Origin of the sequence: Shewanella sp. SM55, assembly GCF_025654025.1 — a bacterium.
Lineage (GTDB): Bacteria > Pseudomonadota > Gammaproteobacteria > Enterobacterales > Shewanellaceae > Shewanella > Shewanella oncorhynchi.
Map to the genome: position 1 here is coordinate 159,792 of NZ_JAKKRS010000006.1, position 12,283 is coordinate 172,074.

Genomic DNA, 12,283 nt, shown 5'->3' on the forward strand with positions numbered 1-12,283 from the left:
TTATTTCCTTAGTTTAATGCGTTAACTGCATACTTTAGCGATATCTTCTCATTACAGTATCTTGCTACATAATAGGGTTAACACTGGCGAGAATTCGCTCAGATAGGGCTTCACCCTGTAATTGGCTACTGGTTCTGAGTCTATGCTCCGCTACACAACAAAATACCGCTTGCACATCTTCGGGGACTAAATAATGTCGGCCTTCTAAAAAGGCCCATGCCTTAGCCGCTTGTAATAGCGCTTTGGTGGCACGCGGTGATAACCCCACGCTGTCACTTTGGCTACGGGAAAAACTCACTAAGGCCAAAATATAATTGAGTAAGGCATCGGAAGCGCTGACTTTGTCGCACTGCTCTTGCAGTTGCATTAAGGCCATCGGTGTCAGGCATTGGGGCAATTGATCTAAGGTTAAGTGGTTATGATTGCTCTTAAGCATAGCGAGCTCAGCATCGTGGCTTGGATAACCAATAGACAGACGCATCATAAACCTGTCGAGCTGCGATTCTGGTAGCGAAAATGTACCGGATTGATCGGTGGGATTTTGAGTCGCGATCACAAAGAAAGGATTGGGCAATCTGTGGGTGATGCCATCGACGGAAATTTGTTGTTCGGCCATCGCTTCGAGTAAAGCACTTTGTGTCTTAGGGCTGGCGCGATTAATTTCATCGGCCAAAATCATCTGCTTAAAAATTGGTCCAGGATGAAAGATAAATTGTGTTTGATGTTTATCAAAAATCGATACGCCGAGAATGTCGGCAGGCAGCATGTCACTGGTGAATTGGATCCGCTGATAGCTCAAACCTAAGCTTTGGGCTATACCATGGGAAATACTGGTTTTACCCATACCGGGTAAGTCTTCAATCAACAGGTGCCCACGGGCGAGAATACAGGCTAAAGCGAGACGAATTTGCCTAGGCTTGCCCAGCAATACTTGTTCGAGTTGTTGTAGTAATTCGCTGATCCCAGATTGTGCCACGGGCGACTCCTAATACATTTGGAAGTGTGCTTAAGGTGCACTTGTAAGCTGATGTGCGTTATCACTATGGCGGATCATCGCCCGTATATCCAGTGGCATTTCTAGTGCTAAATCAATTACTCGACAGCATTAGATTTGGTCTTGAGTGGGCTGGTGGCGCGAATGTAAACCGTTTTAGCCTGATCTTACGTAAGGCACAGTGCTTGGCTGCTGGTGGGGCGAATAAACCAGGATTTAAACAAAAAGCCTTGGACAAAGTCGACACCAATATCCCGCGCAAAGGCTAAGTGAGCTTCAGTTTCTATGCCTTCTAAAATGCACTGTTTGTGGGTCTTTTTGGCAAAGTTGACCAATGCAATTAATAATTGGGCTCCCTCGGGGTGTGTTATGTGTGTTAACCAATGGCGGTCAAACTTAAGATAATCCACGTTCATCATCAGATCGACACTGAGCATGGAGTGGGTCGCACCAATATCATCCAGCGCCACATGTATCTTAGCTTGTTTAAATTGAGTGAATAATTGACTGGCCAGCTGGGCATCGTTAATGCAGGTGTTTTCGATGATCTCGACAGTGACTCGTTCATAGTGGGACAGCAAACGAATGAGCTTGGCGGTATGTGGTCCATCGACGGCGTGGGGATCAACATTGATAAAAATTCGCTGCTGACTCGGCGCATGGATGAGTTGAAATGCCTTGGCTTGATATTCAACTGCAGCGAGTATTTCTGTGGATTCATGCAATTGCTCGAACACAATATTAGGTGCAACCGCATCACCATTAGGCAAGTAAAAGCGTGCTAAGGCTTCATAGCCGTCGATGGCTAAAGTATGAGGATTGACAAAGGGTTGGTATTCGCAGCTAAGGGTTAACGAACTAAGGTTAATCATGGGTGTAATGGGATTCTTAATGCTTTAATACTAATTATTCGCATTTAACGCCCTTCAGTGCAAACAAGTTTTCGATAAAACGGCGTGATTGCTGAATAATTATTCGCTTTGCTAATTATTTGAATTTAGAGAATATCATTTAGAATTTTTGGTGGTTAAAGCATGAGCTTTACCCTAGGGTATGCTGAAAAGTAGGAACTCGATGCTGCTGAGTATCGAGTTCCTTTTCATGTCACGAGTTAGTAAGCAAACTTAAGCTCAGCTTCGCTGAATAATGGCTGTGCTTTTTGCTTTTGCGCCTCATAAATCAATCGATAGCTGAGGACGGCTTGAACATATTCACGGGTTTCAGTAAAGGGAATGGCCTCGATAAAACCCATGGCATCGAGTTTGCCATCAGAGTTTGATAACCAGCGACGCACGCGAGAGGGACCCGCGTTATAGGCCGCCGTGGCGAGGATGCGGTTTTGGTTAAACTCTTTCAACAGCTGGGCATAGTAAGCGCTACCAAGATTGAGGTTAAGCTCTGCGCTGTAGAGATCCTTTGGATCGCTATATCTGGCCCCGTGTTTTTTGGCGGTAGCTTTGGCCGTGGCAGGCATAATTTGCATTAGACCACGGGCACCTACGCCCGAGGTCGCATAAAGATAGAATGCACTTTCGCGGCGGCTAATCGCACGGATCTCATCGATGTTAACCCTATGCTTTTTGCTGGCGTGCTCAAAACCGGCTTGGTGTGCCATAGGGAAGCGTAGAGGAATATCATCCCACAACTTACCTTGAATACTGGCTTCAACACCAAAATCGTACCAGCCCTGTTCATGGGCATAGCGTCCATAGCGTGCTCGCATCGTATTGTCACTGCGTTTTAGTAGCGACATCCATTCATAGCGAGCATCGAAATAACGGTCGAGCGCCATTAACTCTTGCACTCTGACAAAACCCAGATCATCGGTTAACTTTTGACTATTGGCATCAACAACAGGCTCAGGGCTTTGATTGAGTGATACCGGTTTATTTAAGAACTGCGCAGCAGCAAAACCGTAAAAATTACGTTCATTACTGATTGTCGCGAGCGCTTTTATGGCGCTTTCAGGCGCTTCTTTGGCATTGGTGCGATAAAGCCAGTATTGCCAACGTTCCTTTGCCAAGGTTTCTGGTTGGAGTAGGTTCAAATAACGGGCAATACTGCGCATGTCGTGATCGCGGATAGCCCATCTTAAACGGCGCTCAAATAAGTCGTCATTTTTCAGCTCAGTGAGCACATTGTCGACATAGTTTTTATAGTTATTATCTTGTTCAATTAAAATGCGGCGAACAAGGTATTTATCCAGCTGCTGCGCTTGTTCTGGGGTAAAACGATGGGCCTTTTGATACCGTTCATACAAATTAATGGCTTGGTCGAGATCCTTACGGGCAAGGCGTTTTAATCCTGCGGCAACTATGTCACCGACAATGGGATTTTTATCTTTAAACTTTTCGGTATGGCGCAGGCTATTGGGATCTTTATAGACGGCGACTAAACGCTTAGCTTCGTTACTATGAGTGGTGATTTTTTGGGATAAATAACTCAGTAAACTCGTTTCGCCAGCCTCGAAACTCAGCATCATTCGCGCCCATACGACATCTTGCGTGCGTTTACCGGCTTTGGTCCATGTGTTGAAAAGAGGATCACATTCCTTTGGTCGCGAACCCCCAAATACCCAAAGTGATTGTGCGGCCGCATAAGCCGTTTTTAGATCGCCCTTGGCGAGTTTCGCCTCATAGTAATAACACTGCAGGCGGATGTCGGTAGGCGCTTCTGGGGTGATCGCAAGATAATCATTCCAGCGTTTTTGGCTACCAGCATTGTTTAAATATTTAGACCGTAACCTATTGTACATGGGTGTGGTTTCATATTTTTCAATCAAGGCTTTAGCTGCATAACCCTGTAAGGCATTAAGAGCACCTATGTCGATATCATGATCTAAATAAATCGCGAGCGGATAATTACCTAGTTTTGCCCGTAGGGGTTTATAGGTTGCATAATCTTGCTTCTTCAGGGCTTTTTCAGCCTCAAGAAAGGTTTTCTGCGTTGATGTTAACGCAAGTGCAGCAGGGGCATTCAATGCGCCTGCGAGCAATATTGCACTGGATATAACCACATTTATAACTGCTTTGCACATGGAGCGTTTGCCTCCGGGCATCAAGGTATCAATCGACATGTCCGTATCGATTTGAGGTAATTAATGGGTGTTCAATTCTTGTTATCTATCATCGCACTCGACAGGCTCGAGTTCTGTGTCCTTAGGATCGCGGGTATGCGACAGATTAAGTTCAGCGTCGTCATCCTGAGTGTCGTTATCGTCCTGGGCTTCATTGAGCGCTTTTTCTAGCAGCATTTTATCCAGTTGTTTGCTGGTATCGACCCCGAGCTGCTGCATTAAATGGGCTTGACGCACTAGGTTGCCTTTGCCCGATGACAGCTTGTTCATTGCACTGTGATAGGTTTTTTCGGCGTTATCTAAGGCGCGGCCGAGTTTTTCCATATCTTCAATATAACCACATAACTTGTCGTAAATTCGACCCGCTTGTTTTGCAATGGTTTGTGCGTGTTGATTTTGATATTCGTAGCGCCAAATATTGTTAATTGTGCGCAGGGCCACCAACAAATTCGTTGGACTAACCAACATGATATTCTGCTCAAGGGCAAAATTGACTAGGCTAGGATCATGCTCCAATGCCAGTAAAAATGCCGGTTCGATAGGAATAAACATCAATACATAATCGAGACTCTTAAGGCCATGCAGATGTTGATAATCCTTTTGACTTAAGCCTTTAATGTGACTGCGAATTGAAATGACATGCTCGTTAATCGCCTGTTGGCGCAGTGCCGGATCTTCACTGTTGAAGTAGCGCTCATAACTGACCAACGACATCTTAGCATCGATGACCACATCCTTATTTTCTGGCAGATGCACAATCACATCCGGCTTAAAGCGTTTACCGCTATCATCCTTGAGATCTTGCTGAGTATGGTACTCATGGCCCTCACGTAGGCCGCTTTCTTGCAGTACGCGATCGAGGATCACTTCACCCCAGTTACCTTGCTGTTTGTTATCGCCCTTGAGCGCTTTGGTCAGGTTGATGGCATCTTGGCTCATCTTAAGGTTGAGCTCCCTTAAGTGCTCAAGCTGATGTTTGAGGGCGCTGCGTTCGGATTGTTCGTGGGTGTAGGATTCACGAATTTGCTGTCTGAATCCTTCTAGCTGTTGCTTCAATGGCCCAAGCACGCCTTCGAGTTGGCTGGCATTTTGGTGCTTAAAGTTTTCGCTACGTTCTTCAAAAATACGGTTTGCGAGGTTTTCAAATTGGGTTTGTAAACGCACTTCGGCCGATTCTAAGCTGGCAATTTTATCCTGCAGCGATTCTTGCTGGGCATCGGCCTTGGCTTGAATGGTTTGCTGCATGGCATTGGATTTCGACAGGGCTAATTGGATCTCTAACTGACGGCGCTGGCTATCATTTAATTGCTGCTCTAAGGTGGGAACGCGTTCGGCTAAGGCCTCGGCTTTGCCCAGTTGTTCAATTTTGAGCTCAAGGCGTTGCTGGTATTGACGTAATTGCGCTTCTTTGTCATCGACCAAAATTTGCTGTTGTGCTAAGGATAATTCTGCATCTTCATTTACTTGACGCATTTCTTGCTCAAGTTGGTCTTTGTGTAGTTGCCAGCGTTGGCGGGTGAGTTTTTGATTGAGCAGAGCACCGATCAACAGGCCTAAGAAGGCAATGGCGAGAAGGCCGATGATTTCGGCGACAGAAAAAGATTGAGAAAATGGCATGATCAATAGCACTCCTTTAGCTTTGGCGCTTAGGTTCGCATGCCCCCCAACTGGCTTCAAGCCCTTTAATCAACTATATCTGCGCTTAATGCTTGAATGAGCAAGTCTTATACGTTTAAGGTGAATTTATTCGCGGGTGGAAAGTTTTTCTGGCTTTTACCTGTCTATATAAGAGTGAGCGATACAGACGAGCGCCAGAGAAGGTTTTTATCGCAACTCGGTGACTTTAATCATTGGATGGTAGAGGTGTCAATTGGCTAAACATTCCCGTTTTACCCCAGGTATTCTTAAAAAAGCGCAGTGGCACATGCAAGACAACCAAGTGACGCCAGAAGCGGTATTTCGCTCGCGTCGGCAAATTGTAAAAGCCATGGGACTCGGTGCTATCGGTGCCAGCGTGCCCGGTTATGTGCAGGCTGGATTATTCGATCTATTTGGCGATCAACCTAAGTCCTCATTTATCACTACGCCACTGACGTTTCAATCCAATAAGCAGTACGGTGACGCCGATGTGTTAACCCCGTTTGATAAAGTGACGCAGCATAATAATTTCTACGAATTTGGTACGGACAAGCAAGATCCCTTCAATAATGCCCAAGGCTTTAAAGTCGACCCTTGGCAACTGCGTATCGAAGGTGAAGTTGAACGGCCCATGACCTTAGATTTTAATGATCTGACTAAAATGTTCCCGCTTGAGGAGCGTAACTATCGCCTGCGCTGCGTTGAAGCTTGGTCTATGGTGATCCCTTGGGTGGGGTTCCCGCTGGCGGCATTATTGAAAAAAGTTGGCGTCACCAGTAAGGGCAAGTATGTCGCCTTCGAAACCGCCTTCGATCCCGAGCAAATGCCGGGGCAGAAGAGCCGATTAATGGGGGGCGGTATTCATTATCCCTATGTTGAAGGCCTCACGATAGCTGAAGCAATGAACGATTTAACCTTAATGTCGGTGGGTTTGTACGGTAAAACCTTGCCACCGCAGAACGGCGCGCCCATTCGCTTAGTGGTGCCGTGGAAATACGGCTTTAAGAGTATTAAATCAATAGTGCGAATTCGCGTCATGGATAAACAACCGCCGACCAGCTGGAATCAGCTTGCCTCACACGAGTATGGATTTTATGCCAACGTTAATCCGGCGGTGGATCATCCACGCTGGTCGCAGGCCACAGAGCGTCGTATCGGCGAGGGGGGATTGTTTTCAGCAACCCGCATCGATACCCAGCCGTTCAACGGTTACGGCGAGTTTGTGGCTTCACTGTATGACGGCATGGATCTGAGGAAATACTATTGATGATTGGTTTGTTGTTTGGGGATTCGCCATTAAGCGGGGACAAGCTATGTTGAGATTAACCGCTAAGCACTTGTTTTGGCTAAAAGCGTTATTTCATTTGTTGGGTTTAGTGCCCATCGTCTACCTTGTGCTTACAGTGGTGCTTGGCCGTGCAGGCGGCGATCCCGTGCAGCACATTATCCACTACACAGGCATAGGCGCATTAAATGCACTAGCGGCGACCTTGCTGATCTCACCGATTGCCAAGTTGACCAAGCAAGGGCTGTTGATGCAGACCCGCCGTTTAGTGGGGTTATATGTGTTTGCCTATGCCACTTTGCATATCTTGGCCTTTTTTAGTTTAGATCTGTTGTTTGCTTGGGAATTACTGTTTAGCGAGGTGGTAAAACGGCCGTATATTTTAGTCGGCGCAGTGGCTTATCTTATCGTCACCGCTTTGGCGATAACTTCGTTTAAAGCCTTGATGCGCAAGATGGGACGTCGTTGGCAAACCTTGCACTATGGGGTGTATTTAGTCGCGATATTAGCGCCAATCCATTTTTACTGGTCGGTAAAATCAGAAATCATCGAACCGAGCCTGTATATCGTAGGTTTTAGTGTGTTGCTGCTGTGGCGCACGCCTTGGTTTAAACGTCATTTCAGCCGTAAAGTGGCGAACAAAACCGAGCGAAAGCTGACACAAGATAAAGCTTCGATAAAGTCGGTTTAAACGCATGGCGTGAGCAGTAAATCACTGGCTTGATTTATGTTACTTTGTGCCTATGGTGAGATCTAAAGTATAAAAACAAAAATGCCGAATGAAGATCCGGCATTTTTCGCTGAATAAATAGTCTTGCTCAGCTATTTTTCGGGTTCAGTTGGCAGGACTTAACCTAAACCTTGAGTCGCTGATTTCATTTGAATGAACTCAATTTTATAACCGTCTGGATCTTCAACAAACGCAATCTCAGTGGTACCACCTGCGACAGGACCAGGGGCACGAGTCACTTTGCCACCGGCTGCGGTAATAGCTGCGCAACGGGCATAGATATCTTCATCACCAATCGCTAAGTGGCCAAAGCCTGTGCCTAAATCGTATTTGTCAGTGCCCCAGTTATAGGTCAGTTCAACCACGGCTTGGCCTGTGGATTCTTCACCGTAACCCACGAAAGCTAAAGAATATTTGTACTCTGGATTTTCAGAGGTGCGAAGTAGCTTCATGCCGAGCACTTCAGTATAAAAAGCAATACTGCGTTCTAAGTTACCGACGCGGATCATAGTATGTAATAGTTGCGACATAGGTCCTCTCTCTAAATAGATTACGGGGTGGAGTATACCAAAAATCTGTAGATGGACCTCGATAAATGTCAGCCATTGTTTTTACTGCGCTTGACCCAGATTAAAGCTTAGGATAGGGAAATGATTGTCTGTAAGAGGAATTTTCAGGATTTAGAAGAGAAAATTGCCGATAAATTGGCTATCGCTCACAAAACACAGATACAAACATGGGTTTTTATCACTGGGTTGATAATAATGTAGCCATACCAACTAGGAGAGTGAATGATGAACACCGAACTTAAAATGGCTTTAGGCACCACAGTTGTTATTGCTTTATTTTTCAGTGCGTTCTTTGTTTCAATGTTTTAACGACTAATACAAGTTTGAGTTAACCCAGTTCCAAGTTAAGCAAAAAAGCCGCTATTGCGGCTTTTTGTTTGTCTGTGATTTAATGCATGTAAAACTTAACAAGGATTTGAAGATGTTGTTTAGCGAAACTGAAATAGCATTAATTGCGTCGGCCAAGCGAAAAGTACAGATGGCGCAGAAAGTGTGATTAGCTGTGATTGCATTAGTCGTGCTGGGTACTGGGCTGACGATATCTGGCTTGTGGGTCAATGAATTCGCCATTTATATGGCCTTTGGAATCGTGGTTTTTGCAGTGGCCTTGCCGCAATTTGGGCAAGGGCCAAAATATGAAGAGCTAGTCAGTTTGCTCGAGAAGAAAAGCCAAGGCTAACTGGCTTGGGTTTACTCTTCAGGATAAATTTTTTCTTTAAATTCACACAAGTCTTCAATGATACAACTACCACAGCGGGGTTTGCGCGCAAGGCAAGTGTAGCGGCCATGCAGGATAAACCAGTGGTGTACATCGACTTTAAATTCCGCCGGCACGACTTTTAGCATTTTCTCTTCCACTTCGACTACGTTCTTGCCGGGCGCGAATTTAGTGCGATTGGCGAGGCGAAAAATATGGGTGTCTACGGCGATGGTTGGCCAACCAAACGCAGTGTTTAGTACCACGTTAGCCGTCTTGCGGCCAACGCCGGGCAGAGACTCTAGGGCTTCGCGGTTTTCTGGCACTTCGCCATTGTATTTCTCAATTAAGATCTCACAGGCTTTGATCACATTGATGGCTTTGTTGTTATATAAGCCTATGGTTTTTATGTATTGCTTTAAACCTTCTACGCCAAGGGCATAAATGCTGTGGGCTGTGTTTGCTACAGGAAAGAGCTTGTCTGTTGCCTTGTTGACACTCACATCTGTTGCTTGGGCCGATAACGTCACTGCCACTAGCAGTTCGAAGGGACTTGAAAAATTGAGTTCGGTTTCAGGTTTGGGATTGTTATCGCGAAGACGAGTGAGGATCTGGATACGTTTTTCTTGATTCATGTACGATTCCTGCGCTGTGGTGGGTGTCAACTCTCAACCGTTCATTATCACTATCTTATTAATGATGATTGATGAGTTTACAACCCACGTTCGCTGATTTTCTTATGCTTTGAGTTTTGCCGCTAATCATGTGCTAGGCACACATTAAACGCGTTAACACTAGGGCATATCTGATCGCCATAATGCCTGTCGTTACTTGAAAGCCTAACCTACCTTAGTGATCCGTGCGCGGGTAACACTCGGCTCTGCGGCGACTTGAGGTTGGCGTTCTTTGACTTTTTTATCAATCACATTTTTCAATGCAATCAATAATCCCATCACGATGAATGCGCCGGGTGGCAGCATAGCAAGGAGAAATGGGGTATCGACTTGCCATAAGTGGATGGTTAACGATTTAGCCCATGGGCCGAGCAGTTGATCCGCTCCATCAAACAGTGTGCCTTGACCTAAGATTTCCCGCGTTGCGCCCAGCACTGTAAGCACTAAAGTAAAACCAAGGCCCATCATAAGACCATCGAAGGCGGCACTAAACGCATTATTGCGCGAGGCAAAGGCTTCGGCGCGGCCGATGATGATGCAGTTCGTCACAATTAATGGCAGGAAGATCCCAAGGGATAAATATAGGCCGTAGGCATAGGCATTAATGAGCAGTTGCACTGTGGTGACTAGCGCGGCGATGATCATCACAAACACAGGAATACGAATTTCTTTGGGCACATAGTCGCGCACCAGTGACACCAAAATGTTAGAGCCAATCAGCACCAGCATAGTGGCTAGACCAAGGCCAAGGGCGTTAGTGATCGTTGCAGTAACCGCAAGTAGCGGACATAAACCTAACAGTTGCACTAGGCCTGGGTTGTTTTTCCACAGTCCTTGCCACGCAATTTCGCGATAATTAGTCATGGTTGGCCTCACAATTTAGCGGCTGGCTGAAAATTTGTGCTTGGTTAGTGCTGAAATACCATACCGCGTTTTTGACTGCTTTAACATAAGCGCGCGGGGTGATGGTTGCCCCTGTAAATTGGTCAAAATCGCCGCCATCTTTTTTAACCAACCATTGCTTATCATCTGCAGAGCCCAGCACTTTACCAACAAACTGAGTGACCCAATTCGATTTACGTAGTTCAATTTTGTCACCCAGCCCAGGGGTTTCTTGGTGGGACAAGGTACGTACGCCTAAGACTTCACCTTGGATATTAATTCCAACAATTAATTTGATATTACCGCTATAGCCATCGGGTGCTATGGCTTCCATGGCGATAGCGACAGGCTTGCCTGCATGGGTAGCAATATAGGCCGGCATTGGACTATCCGTGCCTAATGCTTCTTTGTTTAATAGCAAGGTACACTGAGCGGTAAGCTCGTTATCATGTATTTCATCAGGGATTAATTGTTGCAATACTCGCATCAATTCCTGTTGTTCTTGCTGCTTAATCTTGTCAAAGGTTTGTTGATTGACCGCGGCGACGAGACCCGTGCAAATCAAGGCAAACAGTGCCAATAAAAAACCATTTTTAATCATCGGATTTTTCAACTCTTTTTCCTTAAGCTCTCGTTGCCAGCAGAATGACATTATCTTGTAGCATGACGGTAGTCCGCTAAATGGCCTTAGCTAGCTGAATGACCATAGGTGCGTGGCCGCACATAGTAGTCAATAAAGGGGGCGCAGAGGTTAGCCAATAACACGGCAAAGGCAAAGGCGTCAGGGTAACCGCCTTTAATGCGGATGATGTACACCAACACACCAATTAACGCGCCGAAGATAATGCGACCTCGGGGGCTGGTTGCAGCTGTGACGGGATCGGTTGCGATAAAAAATGCCGCTAACATGGTCGCGCCAGAAAACAAATGTAATAGGGGACTGCCTTGGGTATCGGGCGACAGTAAGAAACCGATACTCGATGCAACAAAGAGCCCCAATAACACGCCAGTACTGATGTGCCAACGAATGGCTTTCAGTTTAAGTAACACTAAACCGCCAGCCAGATAAGCTAAATTCACCCAGAACCAACCTACGCCTGTGCTGCCATCAAAGATGGCTTTAGTCAGGCTTTCAGTGGTGGTTAATCCTAGGGATAAATCGGTTTTAAGGGTATCGAGTGGCGTCGCCATTGCGATGCCATCTATTCCTAAACGAAACTGTTCCAAGTTAACGTGGGCGCCAATGTTGAAGATAAGTTGCAAGCTCTCAGCTAGGCTAGGCGAATGCAGCGCAACGGTACTCGGTGCTATCCAAGTGGTCATTTGCACTGGGAATGAGATTAACAGCAATACATACGCCGCCATTGCAGGGTTAAACAGGTTATGGCCTAAACCGCCGTAAAGGTGCTTAACGATAACGATCGCAAAGGCGGTGCCCATCACTATCATCCACCAAGGTGCTAGGGGAGGAATGGCGACACCAATCAAGATTGCGGTCAGCATGGCGCTGTTATCGCTAAGGCTGGCTTTGATATCACGATTGCGAAGTTTCATCACCGCGGCCTCACAGCTTAAGGCAACAAGGATCGCCAGCAGGACTTGCACGAGCGTGCCCCAGCCAAAAAAGGCGCATTGCACCACAAGGCCCGGCAGTAAACATAAAATCACCCTTTGCATCACAGTTGAGGTATGCAAATTACGTGTGACATGGGGTGATGAGGCTATTTTAAACGCCATT

General features: G+C 46.2%; 11 protein-coding genes and 1 pseudogene. 3 read left to right on the forward strand and 9 right to left on the reverse strand.

Going from position 1 to position 12,283, the window contains the following annotated elements; genetic code table 11:
- Positions 1–64 precede the first annotated feature (64 nt).
- The 4 genes from L5L91_RS10030 to rmuC form a co-directional block, all read right to left on the reverse strand.
- Positions 65–976 carry an AAA family ATPase gene (locus L5L91_RS10030; RefSeq protein ID WP_263236358.1) on the reverse strand — a complete coding sequence of 304 codons (912 nt, stop codon included), beginning with the start codon at positions 974–976 and terminating at the stop codon, positions 65–67.
- 185 nt (positions 977–1,161) lie between these two features.
- Positions 1,162–1,866 carry an EAL domain-containing protein gene (locus L5L91_RS10035; RefSeq protein ID WP_263236360.1) on the reverse strand — a complete coding sequence of 235 codons (705 nt, stop codon included), beginning with the start codon at positions 1,864–1,866 and terminating at the stop codon, positions 1,162–1,164.
- A 239-nt stretch (positions 1,867–2,105) separates the two neighbouring features.
- On the reverse strand, positions 2,106–4,031 hold the full coding sequence (locus L5L91_RS10040) for a transglycosylase SLT domain-containing protein (protein ID WP_263236362.1): 1,926 nt from the start codon (positions 4,029–4,031) through the stop codon (positions 2,106–2,108).
- Positions 4,032–4,112: 81 nt separating this feature from the next.
- Positions 4,113–5,687: a DNA recombination protein RmuC gene (rmuC, locus tag L5L91_RS10045; RefSeq protein ID WP_263236364.1), complete on the reverse strand. Its 1,575-nt coding sequence runs from the start codon at positions 5,685–5,687 to the stop codon at positions 4,113–4,115.
- 253 nt (positions 5,688–5,940) lie between these two features.
- Here rmuC and msrP point away from each other — a divergent pair, with 253 nt between their 5' ends.
- Both msrP and msrQ read left to right on the forward strand, forming a co-directional pair.
- Complete coding sequence (gene msrP, locus L5L91_RS10050; RefSeq protein ID WP_028760022.1) at positions 5,941–6,975, forward strand: protein-methionine-sulfoxide reductase catalytic subunit MsrP; 1,035 nt, start codon at positions 5,941–5,943, stop codon at positions 6,973–6,975.
- A 46-nt stretch (positions 6,976–7,021) separates the two neighbouring features.
- Complete coding sequence (gene msrQ / locus L5L91_RS10055; RefSeq protein ID WP_028760021.1) at positions 7,022–7,684, forward strand: protein-methionine-sulfoxide reductase heme-binding subunit MsrQ; 663 nt, start codon at positions 7,022–7,024, stop codon at positions 7,682–7,684.
- Between the two features lie 158 nt (positions 7,685–7,842).
- Here the strand turns inward: msrQ and gloA are convergent, their stop codons facing one another.
- Positions 7,843–8,253 (reverse strand): lactoylglutathione lyase, encoded by a 411-nt coding sequence (gloA, locus tag L5L91_RS10060; protein WP_263236366.1) that lies wholly within the window; start codon positions 8,251–8,253, stop codon positions 7,843–7,845.
- 460 nt (positions 8,254–8,713) lie between these two features.
- Between gloA and L5L91_RS10065 the strand changes: the two are divergent.
- Positions 8,714–8,971 (forward strand): annotated as a pseudogene (locus tag L5L91_RS10065) (hypothetical protein).
- Between the two features lie 11 nt (positions 8,972–8,982).
- Here the strand turns inward: L5L91_RS10065 and nth are convergent.
- The 4 genes from nth to rsxD form a co-directional block, all read right to left on the reverse strand.
- On the reverse strand, positions 8,983–9,624 hold the full coding sequence (gene nth / locus L5L91_RS10070) for an endonuclease III (RefSeq protein WP_168825144.1): 642 nt from the start codon (positions 9,622–9,624) through the stop codon (positions 8,983–8,985).
- A 204-nt stretch (positions 9,625–9,828) separates the two neighbouring features.
- Positions 9,829–10,527: an electron transport complex subunit E gene (locus L5L91_RS10075; protein ID WP_006081538.1), complete on the reverse strand. Its 699-nt coding sequence runs from the start codon at positions 10,525–10,527 to the stop codon at positions 9,829–9,831.
- Positions 10,520–11,158 carry an electron transport complex subunit RsxG gene (rsxG, locus tag L5L91_RS10080; RefSeq protein WP_105252444.1) on the reverse strand — a complete coding sequence of 213 codons (639 nt, stop codon included), beginning with the start codon at positions 11,156–11,158 and terminating at the stop codon, positions 10,520–10,522. The genes L5L91_RS10075 and rsxG overlap by 8 nt, the downstream gene beginning before the upstream one ends.
- A 74-nt stretch (positions 11,159–11,232) precedes the next feature.
- Positions 11,233–12,282, reverse strand: a complete 1,050-nt coding sequence (gene rsxD, locus L5L91_RS10085) for an electron transport complex subunit RsxD (protein ID WP_263203801.1) — start codon at positions 12,280–12,282, stop codon at positions 11,233–11,235.
- Between the last annotated feature and the right edge of the window lies 1 nt (position 12,283).